We start from the raw sequence: 19,885 nt of genomic DNA on the forward strand, positions 1-19,885 counted from the left end.
GGGATGGGGGTGCAGGAGGGGCTTCAGTTCCGATCGCTTCACGCGGAAAGCGATCAGGACTGAAGCCCCTCCTCTGCAGGTCAGGGCTTGACGGTGAGCGTGACGGCGCCCAGTTCGGTGGCGCCCTGCGCCTTGCCCGACTGCGGTGCGCCCTTGGCGGGCCAGGTGAAGGGGATCTTGAGCAGCTCACGGCCGCCGACTTCGCGCGCGGCTTCGACGACCAGCGTGTACTGGCCGGGTGCCAGCTTGGCCAGGTGCTGCTTGTCGCTGAAGCTCAAGGCGTGCTTGCCGACCGGTTTGGTGGGCCCCGTCACGCCATCCACCGGCACCTTCAGCGCGCGGCCGGACTTGCGCCACCACTGGCGCATGTCCGGCAGCCACTTGGTGCCATGACCTTCAGAGTTGCTGGTCTGCTGGTACCAGACGGAGAGGTTGGCGGCGACCTTCTGGTCCGCGCCTTCGATCCACACGGCGACGTAAGGACGGTGGTACTCGGCCACGTTGAGTTTCGGGATCTCGACATTGACGTCGAGCGTGGCGGCGTAGGCCGGCGTGGCCAGCAGGCCGCTGAGCGCGATGGTCAGCGTGGTGTAGACGGCGATCTTCGACATGCGGGGTTCCGGGTAGGGGAAAGGGTCAATGGATGAAGAGCAGCGCGATCAGCAGCGGCACCAGCAGGCCCAGGCCCACCATCGGCCACGTCATGCGGCGCTGCCGGCCATGCAGGTAGAGCAGGAACAGGCCGGTGATGCAGAACACCAGGCAGGCCACCGCGAAGATGTCCAGGAACCATCCCCACGCCGGCCCGGCATTGCGACCCTTGTGCAGGTCGTTGAAGTAGGAGATCCAGCCGCGGCTGGTCCGTTCGTACTCGACGGCTCCGGTTTCGCGGTCGATGCTGAGCCATGCATCGGTCCCCGGGCCCGGCATCGAGAGATACAGCTCCATGTCGGACCATTCCGCGGGTCGCGTGCCGATCGATATCGACAGCTCCTGCTCCAGCCAACCGCCAACGGCCGCAGGCAGCGGTGCATTGCCTTCCTGCCGGGCGCCCAGGGTGGCGAGGACGGGTGCAGGAAGGGTGGCGGTAAGGTTGGTGACCTGGGGCGTGGCTTCGATCTTCGCGGCGTGGTTCAGCGTGATCCCCGTGATCGCGAACAGCAGCATGCCGATCAGGCACACCGCCGAACTGATCCAGTGCCACTGGTGCAACGTGCGCAGCCAGAAGCCACGGCGTTGTTGCTGGAGGGCTGGGGAAGCGGGAGGGGACAACGGCAGTCTCGGCGCAGGTTGAGGCGGGTCGTCATTACAGCATAGATGAGAATGGCTCTCAATTGAGGTGCGTCCCCCTCCCGCGTGGAGAGGGGGCGCACTTCAGCGTCAGAAGCTGACGTTGAGGCTCAGCCACAGGTTCCGCGACTTGTCCTTATTGTTGTAGTCGTCCAGGTACGACACCTCGTTGGAGGTGTAAATGCCGTCGTTGTCGAGGTCGCTGAAGACCGTCTGGAAGGTGGTGAAGTCCTCGTCGAGCAGGTTGTTGATGCGGCCCGATACCGAGACGTGGTCGTTGAAGCGGTACTGCGCGCCCAGATGGAGCACGGTGTAGTCCTGGTAGTCGCGGCGCACGCCATTGAGGGTGTCGCGATAGCGCTTGGATCGGGCTTCCGCCAGCAGCTGCAGGCTGAAATTCGCGGTCGCCTGCCAGTTCAGGCTGGTGTTCGCCATGTGCCGGGCGGTATTGGTCAGCGGAAGACCCTTCTGCGCACCACTCAGCTGCTCGCTGTCGGTAAAGGTGTAGTTGGCACGCAGCGACACGGTCTCCGTGATGCCCCAGCGCCCGGCGATCTCCACGCCCTGGATGCGTACTTCATCGATGTTGATGTTCTGCGCATACGTCGTATAGCCCAACAGCGCGTAGTCACCGAGGTTGGCGCAGGGGCGCGTGCCGCCCGTCTGCTCGCAGCTCTGGCTGCTCTCGCCGCGCGCGATCTTGTCGTCGAAGTCGTTGCGGAAGACGGTGACGTTGAAGTTGTGCGCGTCGTCCGGCGAGGTCCAGTACAGCGCGATCTCGCCGTTGACGCTGGTCTCGGGCTGCAGGTCCGGGTTGCCGACGAAGGGCGTGGTGCCCTGGCCGCCGAAGCCGGTGATGCCGTCGTACAGGTCGGTGGTCTTGGGTGTCTTGAAGCCGGTGCTGACGCCACCCTTCAGCGTCCATGCTTCGCTGATATCCCACACGGCATAGGCGCGCGGACTGAGTTGGCTGCCGAACACGCTGTGGTCGTCATGGCGCAGCCCCAGCGTGATGGTCAGCGCATCGAGCGGATTCCAGTTGTCCTCGGCGAACAGCGACCACATCTTGTGCTCCTGCACGGTACCGCCGCCATCGCCGCCGCCTTCCATGCCGAAGACGCCGTCTTCCAGTTCGCCGTCGATCAGCTGGCCGCCCACGACGAAGCGATGGGTATCGCCGACGGCGAAATCCAGCTTCGCATCCAGCGTGTACTGGCTGCTCTCCATGGTGCGCTTGGGGCGCGGCAGGAAGGTGTCGATGGCCAACTGCTGGCGCTGCGCGCGGGTCTGTCCGGCATAGGGACCCGTGGCGCAGGTCGCCGCGTTGTTGCAATAGATGTCCCGATGCAGCAGTCGCTCGGCCACCGTGAAGGGCAGCGTGCGGCCGTGATTGCCGGTGTCGATATGCGCCAGCGACACGAAGCTGGTGCCGAACGCCCACTGGCCGTTGTGCGTGATCGACCACTGGTCGCGGGTGAACTCCTGGTCGGCGGCATAACCGACCTGCGGCGCCGCGCGCCAGATGCCCGCCAGGCCGTCCACGGTGCCCAGCGGATAGGTTTCGGTGCCGAGGTTGTTGATGTACGGCGTGTTGTCGTACACATGTTCGGAGGTGTCGTAGTCGAACATGACGCTCTGGTTGTCCGTCGGCGTCCAGCTCAGGGTCACGCCCGCGCTCTTGTTGGTGTTGTCCACCGTCTTGCCACCACCGCCGAAGCCCAGCGAGCGCTCGAAGATGGTGCCATCCGGCGCGGTGATCGCTTCATATTCGGGCGTCGACGCATTGCGCTCGTACCAGGAGCCGCGAACACCCAGGCCCAGGCGATCCTTCACCAGTGGTCCCATCAGGGCGAAGTCGAACGTGCTGTCGCTGCCGAAATCGCTGTTCTCCTGGATGCCGTGGCCCAGCGTGGCCGACCCGCGCCAGCGATCGGACACCTTGCGGGTGATGATGTTGATCACGCCACCCAGCGCGTCGGCGCCATACAGCGTCGATGCGGGGCCGCGGATGACTTCGATGCGCTGGACCATGTCCAGCGGCGGAATGTGGTTGAACTGGTTGCCGCCGAACGAGTTCGGGTAGATGTCGCCGTGGTTGTTCTGGCGCTTGCCGTCGATGAGGATCAGCGTGTAATCCGGCCCCATGCCGCGGATGCTGATCGTCTTCTGCCCGGTCTTGTCCGAGGTTTCGCCGACATCCACGCCCTCCAGGTCGCGCACCGCATCGATCAGCGTGATGTAAGGGCGCTGCCGCAACTCCTCCGCCGTGATCACGCTGATGCTGGCGGGCGCATCGGTGATCTTCTGTTCAAAGCCCGAGGCGGTGACCACGACGGTATCGAGATCGGTGGCATCCGCCGCGCCGTCCGGCGCAGGCTGTGCGAGCACGGGAGCGGAGGCCAGGGCGAGAAGGGCAACGGCAAGGCGATTGCGGCGCAGCGGCGCCTGCAGGGAGCTGCAAGAAGGATTCATGGCATTTGTCGAAGTGGGGAAGGAGGGCTTGGCGCACACGCGCACAGGCGCTGACGCCGGAGGACGCAGGAAGGGTCCGGACGGCCGTGTCTGGCACGAACCAGGGGCGTCAGGCAGCGTGCGGCGGAGCTTGGCCCGGATGCAGGCGCAGGGCAGGATCGGTGCGATGGGCGTGCACGGAATCCGCCGGAGAGGAGCGACGTGCGAAGTCGTCACCCGATGGGACGGCGTCGCCATCGCCGTGACCGAAGACCAGCGACGCACGCGCGTGCAACGCCCGCAGCGTGCAAACCTGCAGTGCCGCCAGCCGTGGCTTCTTCAGGTGCAATCCGCGATGGCGCACCTCGCGGGGCGGGTCGCCCCGGTGCGCGTCGGCCATCGCCCACGATGGGGCCGTGGCGCGGGTGGTCGCCGTTTCGACAGGCGTCGTGTGGGCGGCGGCGGAGCCGATGGCCACGCAGAGCATCATCAGGGCCAGGAGCACCGACAGCCAACGCCATGACGACGCGCGATGGCGTGGTGCGCAGGTCTGGCGGGCAGTGACTGGCAAGGCGTGGATCAAGCGTTTCCCCGACGATGCGCCGTAGGCGGTGCATCAAGCGGGGTCATCTTAAATGAGAATACTTATCAAATGCAAACAAGGATGAATCTTGTTTGTGGTTGATGGGCTTACGTCTCCGCCCACTGCCTCAGCAGGTTGTGGTACACGCCGGTCAGCTGGACCAGTGCGGGATGGTCGGGAACGTCGGCCGTCACGTGGCGGATCGCGACATCCAGGTCGAACATCAGTCGCCGCTGGCCGTCGTCGCGCACCATGCTCTGCATCCAGAAGAAGGACGCCACGCGCGTACCCCGCGTCACCGGGGTGACCTTGTGCAAGCTGGTGCCGGGATACAGCACCATGTGCCCGGCCGGCAGCTTCACGCTCTGCATGCCGAAGGTGTCTTCGATGATCAGTTCGCCGCCGTCGTACTCGTCCGGCGCGCTGAGGAAGAGCGTGGCCGACAGGTCGGTCCGTACGGGATCCACGCCGCCACGGCTGCGGTCGTAGCGGATGGCGTTGTCGACGTGGTAACCGAACGACTGGCCGCCGCCGTATCGGTTGAACAGGGGGGGATAGATGCGCTTGGGCAGCGCCGCCGAGAAGAACGTGCTGTTGCGCGCCAAGGCATCGAGGACCATCGCGCCGACATCGCGCGCAGCAGGTGAATCCTCCGGCAACTGCGCATTGTCCTTGGCTTTCGCTGATTGATAGCCGGCCGTGATGCGGCCATCGGCCCAGTCCGCCGCATCGAGCATGGCGCGTGCCTGCGACACCTGTGCGGCCGTGAGGACATCCGGAATCGCCAGCAGCATATCGAACTACCTCGGAATGAAGCCACCCCGTCCATTGTGCATGGACGGGGTGGATGGGAACTACCGCATGGTGCCGATCAGAACTTGAACGTCGCCGTCAGCACGGCGGAGCGGGCCGCGCCCGGGGTCGCCCAGCCGTTGTTGCGCACGCGGGTGAAATACGCCTTGTCGAACAGGTTGTCGATGTTCAACTGCAGTCCGAAGCGTGCATTGAACTGGTAACCCGCCATCGCCCTGTGCATGGTGTAGCTCTTCACGCGCGGGGCATTGGCCGTACTCGCCGTGTAGAAGTCGCCCTGGTAGGTGACGCCGTAGCCGAACGTCCAGCCCTGCAGCGCGTAGGTGGTCCAGGCACTGGCCGAATGCTCCGGCGTATTCGGCAGCGGATTGCCTGCCTGGGCATCGATGCCGGTGGTCTCACGCACATGGTCCGACACGCTCTGCAGGACTTCGCTGTCCAGATAGGTGTAGTTGGCGAAGATCGACCAGGCGCGGGTGATGTTGCCGGCCACACCCAGTGCGATGCCGTCCACGCGCGCCTTGCCATCCAACTGCTGCGTACCGGAGGGGTTGTCCGGGTTGCTGGGGTCGGCCACCTTGTAGTTCTGGCGTTCGTTGCGGAACAGGGCCGCGGTCACCGCCAGCCTGTCCTGCAGCAGATTCCACTTGGTGCCCAGTTCGATGTTGACTGCGGTCTCCGGATCGACCTCGCAAGTCGCTGCATTGCAGGCTCCGTTCACGGATGCCTTCGATGGCGTCTTCGAGTTGGCGTAGGACAGGTAGACACTGCCATTGTCCGCTGGCTTGAAAAGCAGGCCTGCGCGGTAGGAGAACAGGTCATCCTCATTCCTGAGGGTGGGGCCGACGGTGATGGCGCCGCCCGCGGCGGGCGTGGCAAAGCTCAGTGTGCGCGTATCGCCTTCGTTGTGTTCGTATCGCGCGCCCAGTGCGAGCTCCCATCGTGGACTGAACTTCAGGGTGTCGAACGCGTAGAGCGCCTGGTTGTCCAGCGTGCCGTCCGTGTGCCCTGTGCGGATGTAGTTGACCGGCCCCGTGTACACGTTATTCGGGTTGTGGATGTCCATCACCGGATAAACAGGAGCCGTGCCGTCGGCGTTGCGCTGGGTATTGCCGTTGTCCAGTTCGTAGGTTTCGTGCATGAACGAGACTCCGGCGACCAGTGCATGCTCAATACGGCCGGTGCTGAATCGCGTGGTCAGGTCGGTCTGGCTGAGCGCCAGGCCGTTCGTCGTGTCGCGGGTCGTTCCGCGCGGGCCACTGGGCTGGTACGTTCCCGGCGAAGCACACGGCTGACCGTTGGCCGGGTTGACGCCGCTGTCGAGACACCAGGTGCCCTGGGTCGGATTGACCACCGTGTACTGGTCCACCTTCTGATAGCGGGCCAGGCTGCGCAGGGAGGTCGTGTCGCTGAAATCATGCTCGAACACGCCCGTCAGCACGTCGACATCGATCTCCTGCGTGTCCATGTTGCGGTAGCCGAAGTAGGCTTCACGGCTGACGCCGGGCAGCAATCCGCCATAGGCCGCGAAATAGGGCAGTCCGTATTCCGGAATGTTCTCGTCGTGCTGGTGCAGGTAGCTGAGCGTGAAGCGGGTGTCCGAGCCGAGGCCGATCGCGAATGAAGGCGCAATGCCCCAACGCTTGTATTCCTCGACATCCCGATCGGGCACGTCGTTGCGATGGATCATCGCATTCACGCGCAGCGCCTGGCCCTCGCCCAGGTCGGTATTGCTGTCCACGGTTGCCCGACCGAAGCTGTCCGTGCCGGCACCCAGCGTGAAGGTATTGAAGTCGCCTTCCCTTGCCATCTTGCTGACCAGGTTGATGTTGCCGCCCACCGAGCCCGCGCCCGACATGGCCGAATTGGCGCCGTTGATCAGTTCGATCGATTCGAGATTGAAGTTGTCCGTGCGGGTGTACTGGGCACTGTCGCGCACGCCGTCCACGGTGATGTCGGTGGTGGCGTTGAAGCCGCGCAGGTTGATGCTGTCGCCATAACCGCCGCCGCCTTCGCCGGCGCCGAAGGTGATGCCGGGCAACGTGCTGAGCACGTCCCTCAGCCCGAGCAGGTTCTGCTGCGCCATCACCTCACTGGTGACCACAGTGATGGTCTGCGGCGTGTCGAGCAGTTCTTCGGTGTACTTCGGTGAGCTCGCTTTCTGCACGCGTTCACCGTGCACTTCGACGGTATCGAGCTCCTTGGCCTGCATGGCCGCGTCGGCGGGCGCATCGCCGGCCGGGGCGGCGAAGGCAGGTGTGGTGATGGCCAGCAGCAGGGCAGTGGCGAGGGGAGAGTGGCGCAGGTTCATGAGCATCCTCAGGTGCGGTGAAGGAATACCCGGTGGCGAAGGCTGGCGGGAAGTGATGGAGACGGGTCGACCCCGGTCGGCGCAAGGATCGGAAAGCAGCGGGGGGCGCCGACGGGTGCGGCGCACGCGGTCAGGCGTAGGGCGGTCCGCGGCCCGGGTGGCGGATGTCGCGCGGCGGTGCCGTGTCGGTGTGACCACCAACGCCAGCGCGTGTCCGGGACAACACCGGCCCGGAGGCGGGCGGGACGATGGCGTCATCGCCTTCGCACTCCGCCGGCACGGGCGGGCTTTCCGTTGCCGGCCCCACCAGAGCGGCGGACGCAGTGTGCATGTCGTCCCGCAGGTCGGACAGAGCATCGTGCTGGGATGGCGTTGCCGATGCGCTTCCGGTCTGGGCGACCATGTCGGAGATGAACCAGTGCGAGCTGCCTGCCAGCACGAGCAGGCACGCCAGCAGCAAGCTGGCGAACATGGTCGGGAAAGGGCGGGTCTCGCGCAGCACCAGGGCCTCGGACGGGTCGGGCTGCGACAGCCTGTCGCAGCGGTGCGACAGGATAATGAGAATGATTTGCGATTACAACAAAAGCTTTACATGCCGGACTCAGTCCCGATCGTCCCGGGTCCAGACGCCACCGTGTTCGATCCGGGTCGGAAACTTCACCACCGGCGAATAAGCCGGTGCGCACAGGGCGCGCCCGTCCCTGACATCGAACCGCGCACCATGCAGCACGCATTCGAGGCTGCCCTCGGCCGGGTCGAAACTGCCCGCCGACAGCTCGAAATCCTCATGGCTGCACTTGTCCTCGAGCGCATACAGGGCCCCGTCCTGGTTGACGACCACGATCGGCGTACCGGTGACTTCGTCGAAGACGGTCTTCATTTCCCCGGGCAGCAACTCGCCGGTGGCGCAGACGAAGGTCCATGTCCCGCTCATGCCGTGTCCCCCGGAAGCGGCTTCTCCAGGACTTCGAAACGCAGGTCGTCACGCTTGGGAATGCCGTAGCGTGAGTCGCCGTAAGGGAAGGGCTTCTTGACGCCGGTGCGCGCATAGCCGCGCCGCTCATAGAAGGCGATCAGTTCATCACGCAGGTCGATCACGGTCATGCGCATGGCAGGCAGTTGCCATTCGGCGCGCGCGATACGCTCTGCTTCCGCCAGCATGGCTTTCCCCACGCCGGCGCCCTGCAGGTCGGGACGCACCGAGAACATGCCGAAGTAACCGGCACCGTCGTCGTCCGCCACGTGTGCGCAAGCGAGTAGCGCACCGTCCCGCTCGGCGATGATGATCCTGCTGCGCGGCCGTTCGATGTCGTGGCGGAGCGCATCGGCGTCGATACGCTGGCCGTCCAGCAGATCGGCTTCGGTGGTCCAGCCCTGCCTGCTGACGTCCCCCCGGTAGGCGGACGTCACCAGGGCGACGAGTTCGGGGATGTCGGCCTCGGTGGCCGCGCGGAATGTCGGGGTGTCCATGACCGGATTTTACGTAAATCCGGCAACCTGTAGGAGCGACGGCAGTCGCGACCGGGAATCTTCCGCCTGCTGGCAGGTGTCTGATGTCGTTCGGGCGTGCGGTCGCGACTTACGTCGCTCCTAACAGAAACACGCGTTATGCCAGCAGGCTGCGCGCCTTCTTCAGTGCGGCAATGAAGCGCTCCACTTCCTCGTGCGTGTTGTAGAACGCGAACGACGCCCGCAGCGTGGCTGCCACGCCATAGAACTGCAGCAGGGGGTGCGCGCAGTGCTGGCCGGAACGGACGGCGACGCCTTCAAGGTCCAGCAGTGTGGCCAGGTCGTGCGCATGGGCACCTTCGATCAGGAACGAGATGACGGCCGCCTTCTCCGGCGCACGGCCGAAGATGCGCAGGCCCTCGATCCTGTCCAGTTCCTCGGTGGCGTGCGCCAGCAGTTCAGCTTCGCGTGCCTCGACCTTTTCCATCCCCAGCGCATCCAGGTAGTCGACGGCCGCACCCAGGCCGATGAAGCCGGCGATGTTGGGCGTGCCGGCCTCGAACTTGTGCGGCGCGTCGTTGAAGACGGTGCCGTCGAAGCTGACTTCCTTGATCATCTCGCCACCGCCGATGAAAGGTGGCATGGCCTGCAGGTGTTCCCGGCGTGCCCACAGTGCGCCGGTACCGGTGGGGCCGCACATCTTGTGGCCGGTCAGGGCGTAGAAGTCGCACCCGATGGCCGCGATGTCCACCGCACGATGCGGCACGGCCTGCGAGCCGTCGACCACAGTGACGATGCCGCGCTTGCGGGCCTCGCGGCAGATCTCGCGCACCGGGTTGACGGTGCCCAGCACGTTGGAGGTGTGGGTGATGGCCAGCAGCTTCACGTCGCCGGTCATCGCGGTATACAGTGCGTCGAGGTCGAGCGTGCCGTCGGCGTCGATCTCCGCGACCTTGATGGTCGCGCCGGTACGCTGGGCCACCAGCTGCCACGGCACGATATTGGCGTGGTGTTCCATGCGCGACACCAGGATCGTGTCGCCGGCCTTCAGGCGCGGCAGTGCCCACGAGTAGGCGACCAGATTGATCGCGAACGTGGTGCCGCTGCACAGCACCAGTTCGTCCGGGCGCACGTTGAGGAAGCGCGCCAGCTTCCTGCGCGCGCCTTCGTAGGCATCGGTGGCCTCGGTGCCGAGTGTGTGCACGGCACGGCTGACGTTGGCGTTGTGTTGTCGGTAGAACGCGTCGACGGTCTCGATCACCGATGCGGGTTTCTGGCCGGTATTGGCGCTGTCCAGATAGACCAGCGGCTTGCCGTTGACCTGCCGCGTGAGCAAGGGGAAATCGGCGCGGACACGCGCCCAGTCGATGCCGGTCTCCGCTGCAGGCAGGTGAACGGTCTCGTGGTTCATGCCGCGCCCAACGTCGCCAGCGCCGCATCGACACGCGCCACCAGCAGGTCGCGCAGGCCCGCGTCCTCGATGACCGACAGCGGTTCTCGGCAGAATGCGGCCGTGAGCAACTGCTGGGCTTCCGGCGCGGACAGGCCCCGGGAGCGCAGGTAGAAGAGCGCATTGGCTTCCAGTTGGCCGACGGTGGCGCCATGCGCCGCCTTCACTTCGTCGGCATGGATCTCGAGCACCGGCTGGGTGTCGATCTCCGCGTTGTCGGAGAGCAGCAGGTTCTTGTTCGACAGCGCTGCGTCGGTGCCGTCAGCACCCTCGCGGATCAGGATGCCGCCGTGGAAAACCGCGCGGCCACGACCGGCACCCAGGCCGCGCCACGTCAGCTCGCAGGCGGTATCGCGGGCGATGTGGTCGATGCCCAGGCGCGTGTCCACGTGGCGGCGACCGTGCGCCAGCAGCACGCCGTTGGCGATCAGGCGCGCGCCGTTGCCTTCGAGGCGGACATTCAGTTCATGGCGCGACAGGCCGCCATCGAGCTCCAGGTCCACGCGACGGTACTCGGTGTCGCGGGCCAATACCGCGTCGGTGCGCAGCAATGTGGTGGCGCGCGCGCTGTCGGCTTCGACGCGCGCATGTGTCAGGCGGGCGCTCTGCGCAAGGTGCACATGGCTCAGGGCGTTGATCAGGTGTGCATGCGCACCGATGGCGACATGGTGCTCGACCACGGTCAGCGCGGCGCCGGCGCGCAGTTCGATCAGGTTGCGCAGGTGCCAGGCACGGTCGGTGCCGTCTTCGGCGCCGATGAAGACCAGGTGCAACGGCTGTTCGCTGCGCGTACCTTCCTCGGCGCGCAAAAGGACGCCTTCGGTGGCGAGCGCGGCGTTGAGGCGGGCGAACACTTCCTCGCCGCGCTCGAAGCGGCGCTGCAGGAAACGCGCAGCTTCGCCTCCCTCGGCCAGGGCTTCGGACAGCAATTGCAGGGTGACGCCATCGGGCAGGTCGGTGGTCAGCGACAGCGCGACGGAGTAGCGGCCGTTGACGAACACCGCACGCGGTGCCGGGATGTCGGCCAAGACCATCGGGTCCACGGTGGGCGCGGCGTCCACGCCGGCGAAGCTGCGACGCTCCAGCTGGCGCAACGAGGTGTACTTCCACGCTTCCGTACGCGGGCCGGGCAGGCCGTCGCGCAGGGCTTCGTCCAGTACGGTGCGGCGCGCCGCGTCGCCATTGAAGCCGGCGGACAGGGAATCCAGCAGCGCGCTCATCAGGCGACCTTCTCCGGCGCCACGCGGTCCTTGATCCACGCGTAGCCGTGCTGTTCGAGTTCCAGCGCCAACTCGGGGCCACCGGTCTCCACGATGCGGCCATTGGCGAGCACATGCACCACGTCCGGCTTGATGTAGTCGAGCAGGCGCTGGTAGTGGGTGATGACCAGGAAGGCGCGATCGAGCGAACGCAAGGCATTGACGCCCTCGGCGACGTTCTTCAGCGCGTCGATGTCCAGGCCGCTGTCGGTTTCGTCCAGGATGGCCAGCTTCGGTTCCAGCACGGCGAGCTGGAAGATCTCGTTGCGCTTCTTCTCGCCACCGCTGAAGCCTTCGTTGACGCCGCGGTGCAGCAGTTCGTCCTTGAGGTGCAGCACGGCCAGCTTCTCGCGCACCAGCTTGAGGAACTGCATGGAATCCAGTTCCGCCTCGCCACGCGCCTTGCGCTGGGCGTTGAGCGCGGCGCGCAGGAAGTAGGTGTTGTTCACGCCCGGGATTTCGACCGGGTACTGGAAGGCGAGGAATACGCCGGCAGCGGCGCGCTCTTCCGGCTCAAGGTCGAGCAGGGGCTTGCCTTCGAATTCGATGGTGCCGGCGGTGACTTCATAGCCCTCGCGGCCGGCCAGGATGTTGCCCAGCGTGGACTTTCCCGCGCCGTTGGGGCCCATGATGGCGTGCACCTGGCCCGGCTTCACGTCGAGCGAGAGGCCTTTCAGGATTTCCTTGCCGGCGACGCTGGCGTGGAGGTTGTCGATCTTGAGCATGTTCGTTTCCGTTTGATTTCTTGAGCCCCTCTCCCACCGGGAGAGGGGTTGGGGTGAGGGTCCGGCGGAATCGTTGGCGGTGAACCATCCCGATTTCGTCGCACCCTCATCCGGCGCTTTCGCGCCACCTTCTCCCGACGGGAGAAGGGAAAAGCCTTATCCCACGCTGCCTTCCAGCGACACTTCCAGCAGCTTCTTCGCTTCCACCGCGAATTCCATCGGCAGCTCGCGGAAGACCTGCTTGCAGAAGCCGTCGACGATCATCGACACCGCATCTTCCTGGCTGATGCCGCGGGCGCGGCAGTAGAACATCTGGTCGTCGCTGATCTTCGAGGTGGTGGCCTCGTGTTCCAGCGTCGCCGTCGGGTTCTTCACCTCGATGTAGGGGAAGGTGTGGGCGCCGCACTTCTTGCCGATCAGCAGGCTGTCGCACTGGGTGTGGTTGCGTGCGCCGTCGGCGTTGCGGTCCACCTTCACCAGGCCACGGTAGGTGTTCTGGCCGCGGCCGGCGCTGATGCCCTTGCTGACGATCTTGCTCTTGGTGCGCTTGCCCACGTGGATCATCTTGGTGCCGGTGTCGGCCTGCTGGCGATGGTGGGTGAGCGCGACCGAGTGGAACTCGCCGGTCGAGTCGTCGCCCAACAGCACGCAGGACGGGTACTTCCAGGTGATCGCCGAACCGGTTTCCACCTGCGTCCACACCACCTTGCTGCGGGCGCCGCGGCATTCGGCGCGCTTGGTGACGAAGTTGTAGATGCCGCCACGGCCTTCCTCGTCGCCGGGGTACCAGTTCTGCACCGTGCTGTACTTGATGTCCGCGTCTTCCAGCGCGACCAGTTCCACCACGGCGGCATGCAGCTGGTTCTCGTCGCGCATCGGCGCGGTGCAGCCTTCGAGGTAGGACACGGACGCCTTGTCCTCGCAGATGATCAGTGTGCGCTCGAACTGGCCGGTATGGCCGGCATTGATGCGGAAGTAGGTGCTCAGTTCCATCGGGCAGCGCACGCCCTTGGGGATGAACACGAAGCTGCCATCGGAGAACACGGCCGAGTTCAGTGCGGCGAAATAGTTGTCGCCCACCGGCACCACACTGCCCAGGTATTGCTTGACCAGGTCCGGATGTTCCTTGATCGCTTCGCTCATGGAGCAGAACACGATGCCCTTCTCGGCCAGTTCCTTGCGGAAGGTGGTGCCGACGGACACGGAGTCGAACACCGCGTCCACCGCCACGCCGGCCAGCTTGGCGCGCTCGTGCAGGGGCACGCCGAGCTTGTCGTAGGTGTCCAGCAGTTCCTGCGGTACTTCGTCCAGCGAGGCGTACTTGGCCTTCGGCGCGGAGTAGTAGCTGATGGCCTGGAAGTCGATCGGCGCGATCTTCAGCTTGGCCCAGTGCGGCACCGGCATGGTCAGCCAGTGGCGATAGGCGGCCAGGCGCCACTCGGTCATCCACTCGGGCTCTTCCTTCTTCGCCGAGAGTGCGCGCACCACGTCCTCGTCGAGGCCGGGCGGCAGCGAATCGGATTCGATGTCGGTGATGAAGCCGGCGTCGTAGCGACGTCCCAGCTGTTCCAGGATTTCAGCGTTTTCGGTGGCCATGGGGCTGCCTACAGGTCAACTGGCGGCGACATGCACGGCGATGGGGCGCCTGCGCGTGTCGTCGGAGGAAGGGGGAGGGGTGATCATCTGGGCCAGCGTGAAGCCGCGCAGGGCGTCGGCCACCACGTCATTGATCAATCGCCAGTTGGCGCGGGCGCCACACTGGTGGGCGATGCCGCAGTGGCTTTCGCTCTGGCTGCACTCGGTCATGGCCAGCGGACCTTCCATGGCCTCGACGATCTCGACCAGGGTGATGTCGGCCGCGCCGCGGCTGAGGCGGTAGCCGCCGTGCACGCCGCGCAGGCCTTCCACCAGCCCGGCCTGGGCCAGCGGCTTCAACACCTTGCTGACCGTGGGCGTCTCCAGGCCGGAATGCTCGGCCAGATCGGACGCGCTGAGCACTTCACCCGGCCGTGCGGCGAGCACGGTCAGGACCACGGTGGCGTAGTCGGTGAGCTTGGTGACACGGAGCATGGGGAGGCGGGTCTTGAAAACGTACCGAAATTGTACGCTTTTGGCCCCCGAGGCTCAAACCCCGACGGATTCCCCGTTCAGGCGTGCGGACGCGGGCTGACGAATGTCACCCGCGATGGCTGACGGCTGCGACTGATGCCGGGTGCGCCGGGTCGGGAAGATGGGCAGCGTCCACTCGCGGACAGCCTCTCTTCAAGGACACTTGCCATGAACACGATCCACGGTCACCCCGAATCCGCTCCCTCCCGTCACGGCCTGGACCAGGGCTTCCTGTGGCGTGTCCTGCTGGCCATCGGTGGCGTCTATCTGGCAGTGAAGCTGTTCCGCGGGCTGGGCCAGCTGTTCTGGACGCTGTTCGGCCTGGCGTTCGGCCTGTTCTGGATGGTCAGTGGCCGCGTGTTTCCGTGGTGACGCCGCCAACACCGTTCACTGGGCTGCGGCAGACGCTGCAGGCGGTTCCGGCAGCACCATGCCGAAGTAGGGCGGCGGCGGCGTCCTGCCCGGCGGCAGCGCCTCGGGCGCCGGCTGTCCTGCGGCGCCGAGTGCGTGCACGAAACGGTAGATCGCGCGACGGTCTTCCTCGCTCATGTCGCGCACGGCGAAGTCCGGCATGATCGGGCGGGTGCGCAGGTTGGCGCTGTATTCCAGCCATTGCGCCTCCGTCAGCTGCTGCATGCGCAGGCGCAGGTTGCTGGCGTACGTCGTGCCCCAAGGGCCGTGGAAACCCATCGGCGAACCCACCAGCCACCCCGCCTTGTCGACCTTGCCGCCCGATTCGGCATAGCCCGGCGTGTGGCAATCGTTGCAGCCGGCGATGCGGACCAGGTATTCGCCGCGCGCGAGCAGATCGCCCGCCGGTGCCGACGGGGGCGGCGGCAAGCTTGCGACGGTACGCGTCGGGGTGGGTTGGCACGCGGCCAGGAACAGCAACGAGGCGGGCATCAGCAGGGCACGGACAGGGCGCATGGCGAGGGCAAATTGAAGGGAACCGGGCAAGGAACGCACCGCCCCGTGCGGACCGGCCATGTGTCGCGCGATGCCGTTCAGCGGCACGGAAGGTGGGAAACGCGGCGGCATTGGGCGAGAATCCCCCCTCCGCACTCCACTGCCTCCCTGGATACCGCATGCCCCGCAAGATCGAAGCCCGCCAATCCGACATCCATGGCAACGGCGTGTTCGCCATCGCCCCGATCGAGAAGGGCGAGCGCGTAGTGGAGTACAAGGGCAAGCGCCGCACGCATGACGAAGTGGACGCCGACGACACCGGCGACGTGGATTCGGGCCACACGTTCCTGTTCACGCTCAACGACGATTACGTCATCGACGCCAACCACAAGGGCAACAAGGCGCGCTGGATCAACCACAGCTGCGACCCCAACTGCGAAGCCGTGATCGAAGAGCACGACGGCAAGAACCGCAAGAAGGACAAGGTCTTCATCGAGGCGATCCGCGCGATCAAGCCCGGCGAGGAGCTGACCTACAACTACGGCATCACCCTGTCCGAACCGCACACCGCGCGCCTGAAGAAGATCTGGGCCTGCCGTTGCGGCAGCAGGAAGTGCACGGGCACGATGCTGCAGCCCAAGAAAGGCCGCTGATCCCCATCAGGCACGGATGCCGCGGAAGGCCTGAGGGTTGAAATGACCGAAGGCAGGTGTCGCCCGTGTTTTCCGCCGCTAACGTGCGCGCACCGGACCACTCCCCAGCCTCCATGACCCTGCCACGCCTGATCGGCCTGCTTGCCCTGGCCTTGCCCTGCGCCTCCGTCCACGCCGTCGAGATCGATGGCCGCGTCGATCCTGCCGAATGGCAGGGTGCGCACCACGTCACCGACTTCCGCAAGACCCAGCCGCTGACCGGCGAGCCGGGTTCGTTGCCCACCGAGTCCTGGATACTGGCCACGCCGGACGGCCTGGCCATCGCGTTCCGCAACACGCACCCTGCCGGCGTGCCGCGGACGCGGCAGAAGGTGCAGCGCGATTTCGACGAACAGGTCGACCGCGTCAATGCGTTCATCGATTTCGATGGCGATGGGCGCACCGGCTATGCGTTCACCGTCAGCTCCACCGGTGGCATCGCCGACGAGGTCATCACCAACGAAAACCAGTTCAACAGCGACTGGGACGGCCAGTGGCGGCATGCGGTCGGTGAAGACGAACAGGGCTGGAGCGTCGAACTGCTGATCCCGTGGCATACCGCGCCGATGCGCGATGGCACCGACGGACAGCGCACGCTGAAAGTGTTCCTGGCGCGCGTGATCGGCGTGACCGGCGAGCGCATGGCCTGGCCGAGCGCCAGTTTCGAGCGCCCGCGCTTCATGTCCGATTTCGCGTCCGTCACCGTGCCGCGTTACGACCAGTCGCTGCTGGCGCTGACGCCGTATGTGTCGGGCCTGTACGACAACGTGGGCCGGCGCAGCGACTTCAACGGCGGTGCGGACGTGTTCTGGAAGCCCAACGGGCGCTTCCAGCTCACCGCCACGGTGAACCCGGACTTCGGCCAGGTGGAGGCGGACGACCTGGTGGTGAACTTCAGCGCCACCGAGACCTTCATCAGCGACAAGCGACCGTTCTTCACCGAGAACCAGGGCATCTTCGAGCTGACCACGCCGTCGGACGACAGCCAGCAGCTGTACACGCGTCGCGTGGGCAGCACGGGCGACATCACCGCGGCGCTGAAATTGAACGGCAGCCTGGGCAAGGCGAACTACGGCCTGTTCTCGGCCGACGAGGATGGCGAGTACGGAAGGAGCTTCCACGCGCTGCGCGTGGTGCGCGATTTCGACAAGCAGAACCTCGGCGCCATGCTGACCCGCGTGGAGCAGGACGCCACCGACCGCGAGGCCACCGTGCTGGGCGTGGACCACAACTGGCGGCCGACGGCGCGCTGGAACATCCGCAGCCGTCTGCTGGGCAGCCGCATCGATCAGGCCGGGGATCGCGTGCAGGACCTGGGTGCGACGGTGTGGGCCGACTATGAAATGGACGATGGCTGGCGCCAGCAGTGGATCGCCATGCACTTCGGCAACGACCTGCAGATCAACGACTTCGGCTATCTCTCCCGCAACAGCACCAACTACCTGCATTGGGAAGTCCGCAAGCGGTTCACCGGTCTGCCGGATGCCTCGCGTTACTCATCCAAGGACTGGCGCTGGCGGGTGAGCAGCAGCCACAACAACCACGGCGACAAGCTCAACGACCAGTTCCGGATGAGCCGCGAGGGCCAGTTGCGCAACGGCAGTTACGAATACGCCCAGATCAACGTCAACAGCGCGGGCCTGAGCGACATGCTGCTGCGTGGCAACGGCGTGGTGCGGCTGCCGGCGAACTTCAACACGTACTTCGAGTACGAGCGGCCGCGCAAGGGCGACTGGGCGCACGAAACGGAGTTGGAAACCTTCACCGGCGGCCTGGCCGGCAATCGCAAGCTGGGCGCGGGCGCCGGATACACCGTCACCTACTTCATCAATGATGCCTTCAGCATCTACGCCGGTGGCTACGCGCTGTACACCCCCGACTGGCTGGTGTGGCAACGCGAGGACCTGGTGGGCGGCTTCAAGCGACGGCAGTTCGATCTCAGCGCCGGCCTGGACTGGGTGGTCGATGACCGCCACGAACTGCGGGTGAAGATGCAGGCCATCGCGCTGGACGCCCGCGTGCAGGATGCCTGGCGCTTCGATCCGCAGGGCTACGCGCTGGCGGCGACCGACACGGTGGAGGACTTCAGCGTGCGCAACCTGGGGTTCCAGGTGCGCTACCGCTACGAACTGGCGCCGCTGTCCTACCTGTACGTGGTCTATGCCCGCGGTGGCTACGAGCAGCGCACCGGCACCGAAGGGGTGGAGGACCTGCTGCAGGACAGCTTCCGCCTGCGCGACGACGAGCAACTGGTGGTGAAGCTGAGTTACCGCTTCGAGATATGAGGTCGCCGCCGCCTTCAGGTGGCGCGCAAGGCCTGGATTCCGGGCCGTGAGTATCGGGAGCCTTGCGCGCGAGGTTCCTGGGCTGGCGCGCGACGCGCCACGGCTCGTGCGCCACTGACGGGAATGTCGCGGGCGGGTTTCCGCGACTTGCGCGCAGGACTCTGCGTCTCGCGTGCCGGTATCGGGAGTCTCGCTCACGAGTCTCAGGATCTTGCGCGCAAGGCTCCGCGACTCGTGTGTGGGCAGGCATGGCCTTGCGCCCGGGTTCCGGCAGCTTGCGCGCGCGTCTTCGCGACCCATGGCTCGGTATCGGCGCCTTGCACGCAAGTGTCTGCTGCTTGCGGATGGGACTCAGAAGGTCGCGCGCAAGCCCCGAGGAGTCGCAGGCGAGTCTCCGGACCCTGCGGATCTCCGTCAGGCCGGCTTCACGGCGTCGCGGCCGGCGCCAGCCGCAGTTCCACGTGGCCGTCGTTGATCCGCAGCGAGTCCGCGCCCAACGGGCCGGGTGCCTGGGCCAGATCCGCTTCGGTGAGCGTGTAGAGCGGCCGGGTGCGGGCGTACTCGCCGATCAGCTCCTGCAGGACCTCGCGCGAGCCGCCGGGCAGGCCGCGACCGGCGGCGCCGGTGCCCAGGTGTTCGATCCGCGGATCCACCAGGTGCAGGCCGCGGGTGCCGGGGTCGTAGCGCAGTCCGCTGCTGACCACTACGTTGCCGTTCTCCAGGCGTTCGCCCGTGGCCAGCGCGATGTCGTAGTCCATCTGCAACGTCAGCCGTTCACCGGGCGAGGGAATGCGCACATCCGGATCGCTCAGCGTGAGCGATGCGAAGCCTTCCAATAGCGATTGTTCCATCGGGAAACCGGCACGCGCCGCCGTCTGCAGCTGGGCGGCGTTGAAGCGCAGCACGCTGCCGGTATCGGCCATGGCGATGGTGGACAGGGCGAGCAGGGCGATCAGCGCGACGCGCGAGAGCAGGTTCTTCATGGGCGTGCCTTATTGCAGGTGGATGACCACGCGGCCGTCTTCGATCAGCGTGCTGCCGATCCGCTTGCTGGCCGGCAGGCGCCGCAAGGTGTCGCTGTCGATCCGGTAGACCGGTTCGGAGCGGGCGTACTCGGCCAGCACCGTGTTGACCAGCTGGCGCGTGCCGCCGGACATCAGCGAGCCGGAGCCGGGCACGTCGACCGACAGGATTTCAGGGTTGTCCAGGTGCAGGCCCTGGGTGGCGGGGTCGTAGCGCAGGCGGCTGGCCAGTGCGAAATGGCCGCGGCTGACATCGCGTGCGCCCAGTGCGCTCACCCCGATGTCGAAATCCAGACGCAGGCGATCATCGCCCGACGGAATGCTGAGGCGCGGATTGGTGAGCGTGGCCGATACCAGCCCGCCCAGCTTGTCGAACTCGCGCGGGAAGCTGTGGTTGAGGTAGCGCTGCAGCTGCGGCTGGGTGAAATTGATCTGGTTACCCAACAGGCCGGTGACCGTGTTGAGGGTCTCGCAGCCGGCGAGGGCGAGCGCGGTGGTACCGGCGAGGGCGGCGACCAGGAAGCGGCGGCGGGTACGCAT

General features: G+C 66.0%; 20 protein-coding genes. 3 read left to right on the plus strand and 17 right to left on the minus strand.

Annotated elements, in window-relative coordinates:
- Positions 1-80: 80 nt before the first annotated feature.
- The 14 genes from OY559_RS04580 to OY559_RS04645 all read right to left on the minus strand — a co-directional run bounded on the left by OY559_RS04580 (position 81) and on the right by OY559_RS04645 (position 14,401).
- A complete protein-coding gene (locus OY559_RS04580; RefSeq protein WP_277728912.1) occupies positions 81-611 on the minus strand; it encodes a DUF2271 domain-containing protein in 531 nt (176 codons plus the stop codon).
- Positions 612-636: 25 nt separating this feature from the next.
- On the minus strand, positions 637-1,272 hold the full coding sequence (locus OY559_RS04585; protein ID WP_277728913.1) for a PepSY-associated TM helix domain-containing protein: 636 nt from the start codon (positions 1,270-1,272) through the stop codon (positions 637-639).
- Positions 1,273-1,380: 108 nt separating this feature from the next.
- On the minus strand, positions 1,381-3,762 hold the full coding sequence (locus OY559_RS04590; protein ID WP_277728914.1) for a TonB-dependent receptor domain-containing protein: 2,382 nt from the start codon (positions 3,760-3,762) through the stop codon (positions 1,381-1,383).
- A gap of 109 nt (positions 3,763-3,871) precedes the next feature.
- Positions 3,872-4,312, minus strand: coding sequence for a hypothetical protein (locus tag OY559_RS04595; RefSeq protein WP_277728915.1), 441 nt, complete (start codon positions 4,310-4,312; stop codon positions 3,872-3,874).
- A 119-nt stretch (positions 4,313-4,431) separates the two neighbouring features.
- Positions 4,432-5,118, minus strand: a complete 687-nt coding sequence (locus OY559_RS04600) for a Fe2+-dependent dioxygenase (protein WP_277728916.1) — start codon at positions 5,116-5,118, stop codon at positions 4,432-4,434.
- A gap of 77 nt (positions 5,119-5,195) precedes the next feature.
- A complete protein-coding gene (locus tag OY559_RS04605) occupies positions 5,196-7,448 on the minus strand; it encodes a TonB-dependent receptor (protein WP_277728917.1) in 2,253 nt (750 codons plus the stop codon).
- Positions 7,449-7,578: 130 nt separating this feature from the next.
- Positions 7,579-7,950, minus strand: a complete 372-nt coding sequence (locus OY559_RS04610) for a hypothetical protein (protein WP_277728918.1) — start codon at positions 7,948-7,950, stop codon at positions 7,579-7,581.
- Between the two features lie 99 nt (positions 7,951-8,049).
- Complete coding sequence (locus tag OY559_RS04615) at positions 8,050-8,382, minus strand: non-heme iron oxygenase ferredoxin subunit (protein ID WP_277728919.1); 333 nt, start codon at positions 8,380-8,382, stop codon at positions 8,050-8,052.
- A complete protein-coding gene (locus OY559_RS04620; RefSeq protein WP_277728920.1) occupies positions 8,379-8,918 on the minus strand; it encodes a GNAT family N-acetyltransferase in 540 nt (179 codons plus the stop codon). Before OY559_RS04620 ends, OY559_RS04615 begins: the two co-directional genes overlap by 4 nt.
- Positions 8,919-9,054: 136 nt before the next feature.
- Positions 9,055-10,308, minus strand: coding sequence for a cysteine desulfurase (locus tag OY559_RS04625; RefSeq protein WP_277728921.1), 1,254 nt, complete (start codon positions 10,306-10,308; stop codon positions 9,055-9,057).
- A complete protein-coding gene (gene sufD, locus OY559_RS04630; protein ID WP_277728922.1) occupies positions 10,305-11,567 on the minus strand; it encodes a Fe-S cluster assembly protein SufD in 1,263 nt (420 codons plus the stop codon). The genes OY559_RS04625 and sufD overlap by 4 nt, the downstream gene beginning before the upstream one ends.
- On the minus strand, positions 11,567-12,331 hold the full coding sequence (gene sufC, locus OY559_RS04635) for a Fe-S cluster assembly ATPase SufC (RefSeq protein WP_277728923.1): 765 nt from the start codon (positions 12,329-12,331) through the stop codon (positions 11,567-11,569). The genes sufD and sufC overlap by 1 nt, the downstream gene beginning before the upstream one ends.
- 156 nt (positions 12,332-12,487) lie before the next feature.
- Entirely contained in the window at positions 12,488-13,927 is a 1,440-nt protein-coding gene (gene sufB, locus OY559_RS04640) for a Fe-S cluster assembly protein SufB (protein ID WP_277728924.1), read from the minus strand.
- A 15-nt stretch (positions 13,928-13,942) separates the two neighbouring features.
- Entirely contained in the window at positions 13,943-14,401 is a 459-nt protein-coding gene (locus OY559_RS04645; protein WP_277728925.1) for an SUF system Fe-S cluster assembly regulator, read from the minus strand.
- A gap of 207 nt (positions 14,402-14,608) precedes the next feature.
- Between OY559_RS04645 and OY559_RS04650 the strand changes: the two genes are divergently transcribed.
- Positions 14,609-14,812: a hypothetical protein gene (locus OY559_RS04650; RefSeq protein WP_277728926.1), complete on the plus strand. Its 204-nt coding sequence runs from the start codon at positions 14,609-14,611 to the stop codon at positions 14,810-14,812.
- Positions 14,813-14,827: 15 nt separating this feature from the next.
- On the opposite strand, the gene OY559_RS04655 is transcribed toward OY559_RS04650, so the two are convergent.
- Complete coding sequence (locus OY559_RS04655) at positions 14,828-15,367, minus strand: cytochrome C (protein ID WP_277728927.1); 540 nt, start codon at positions 15,365-15,367, stop codon at positions 14,828-14,830.
- A 158-nt stretch (positions 15,368-15,525) separates the two neighbouring features.
- Between OY559_RS04655 and OY559_RS04660 the strand changes: the two genes are divergently transcribed.
- A complete protein-coding gene (locus OY559_RS04660) occupies positions 15,526-15,999 on the plus strand; it encodes an SET domain-containing protein (RefSeq protein WP_277728928.1) in 474 nt (157 codons plus the stop codon).
- A gap of 113 nt (positions 16,000-16,112) precedes the next feature.
- Positions 16,113-18,323, plus strand: coding sequence for a DUF5916 domain-containing protein (locus OY559_RS04665; RefSeq protein ID WP_277728929.1), 2,211 nt, complete (start codon positions 16,113-16,115; stop codon positions 18,321-18,323).
- A gap of 425 nt (positions 18,324-18,748) precedes the next feature.
- Here OY559_RS04665 and OY559_RS04670 read toward each other — a convergent pair whose 3' ends face one another.
- Entirely contained in the window at positions 18,749-19,306 is a 558-nt protein-coding gene (locus OY559_RS04670; protein WP_277728930.1) for a YceB family lipoprotein, read from the minus strand.
- Between the two features lie 9 nt (positions 19,307-19,315).
- The gene (locus OY559_RS04675; RefSeq protein ID WP_142123648.1) at positions 19,316-19,885 is read right to left on the minus strand and encodes a DUF1439 domain-containing protein; all 570 of its coding nucleotides are present in this window, start codon (positions 19,883-19,885) and stop codon (positions 19,316-19,318) included.

The sequence above is a fragment of the Pseudoxanthomonas sp. SE1 genome (assembly GCF_029542205.1).
GTDB lineage: Bacteria > Pseudomonadota > Gammaproteobacteria > Xanthomonadales > Xanthomonadaceae > Pseudoxanthomonas_A.

Coding starts and splice junctions, on each gene's coding strand:
- OY559_RS04675 (WP_142123648.1), bottom strand. CDS start 19,885: ATGCGTACCCGCCGCCGCTTCCTGGTCGCCGCCCTCGCCGGTACCACC.
- sufD (WP_277728922.1), bottom strand. CDS start 11,567: ATGAGCGCGCTGCTGGATTCCCTGTCCGCCGGCTTCAATGGCGACGCG.
- OY559_RS04660 (WP_277728928.1), top strand. CDS start 15,526: ATGCCCCGCAAGATCGAAGCCCGCCAATCCGACATCCATGGCAACGGC.
- OY559_RS04670 (WP_277728930.1), bottom strand. CDS start 19,306: ATGAAGAACCTGCTCTCGCGCGTCGCGCTGATCGCCCTGCTCGCCCTG.
- OY559_RS04650 (WP_277728926.1), top strand. CDS start 14,609: ATGAACACGATCCACGGTCACCCCGAATCCGCTCCCTCCCGTCACGGC.
- OY559_RS04605 (WP_277728917.1), bottom strand. CDS start 7,448: ATGAACCTGCGCCACTCTCCCCTCGCCACTGCCCTGCTGCTGGCCATC.
- OY559_RS04590 (WP_277728914.1), bottom strand. CDS start 3,762: ATGAATCCTTCTTGCAGCTCCCTGCAGGCGCCGCTGCGCCGCAATCGC.
- OY559_RS04615 (WP_277728919.1), bottom strand. CDS start 8,382: ATGAGCGGGACATGGACCTTCGTCTGCGCCACCGGCGAGTTGCTGCCC.
- OY559_RS04655 (WP_277728927.1), bottom strand. CDS start 15,367: ATGCGCCCTGTCCGTGCCCTGCTGATGCCCGCCTCGTTGCTGTTCCTG.
- OY559_RS04645 (WP_277728925.1), bottom strand. CDS start 14,401: ATGCTCCGTGTCACCAAGCTCACCGACTACGCCACCGTGGTCCTGACC.
- sufC (WP_277728923.1), bottom strand. CDS start 12,331: ATGCTCAAGATCGACAACCTCCACGCCAGCGTCGCCGGCAAGGAAATC.
- OY559_RS04620 (WP_277728920.1), bottom strand. CDS start 8,918: ATGGACACCCCGACATTCCGCGCGGCCACCGAGGCCGACATCCCCGAA.
- OY559_RS04625 (WP_277728921.1), bottom strand. CDS start 10,308: ATGAACCACGAGACCGTTCACCTGCCTGCAGCGGAGACCGGCATCGAC.
- sufB (WP_277728924.1), bottom strand. CDS start 13,927: ATGGCCACCGAAAACGCTGAAATCCTGGAACAGCTGGGACGTCGCTAC.
- OY559_RS04665 (WP_277728929.1), top strand. CDS start 16,113: ATGACCCTGCCACGCCTGATCGGCCTGCTTGCCCTGGCCTTGCCCTGC.
- OY559_RS04600 (WP_277728916.1), bottom strand. CDS start 5,118: ATGCTGCTGGCGATTCCGGATGTCCTCACGGCCGCACAGGTGTCGCAG.
- OY559_RS04580 (WP_277728912.1), bottom strand. CDS start 611: ATGTCGAAGATCGCCGTCTACACCACGCTGACCATCGCGCTCAGCGGC.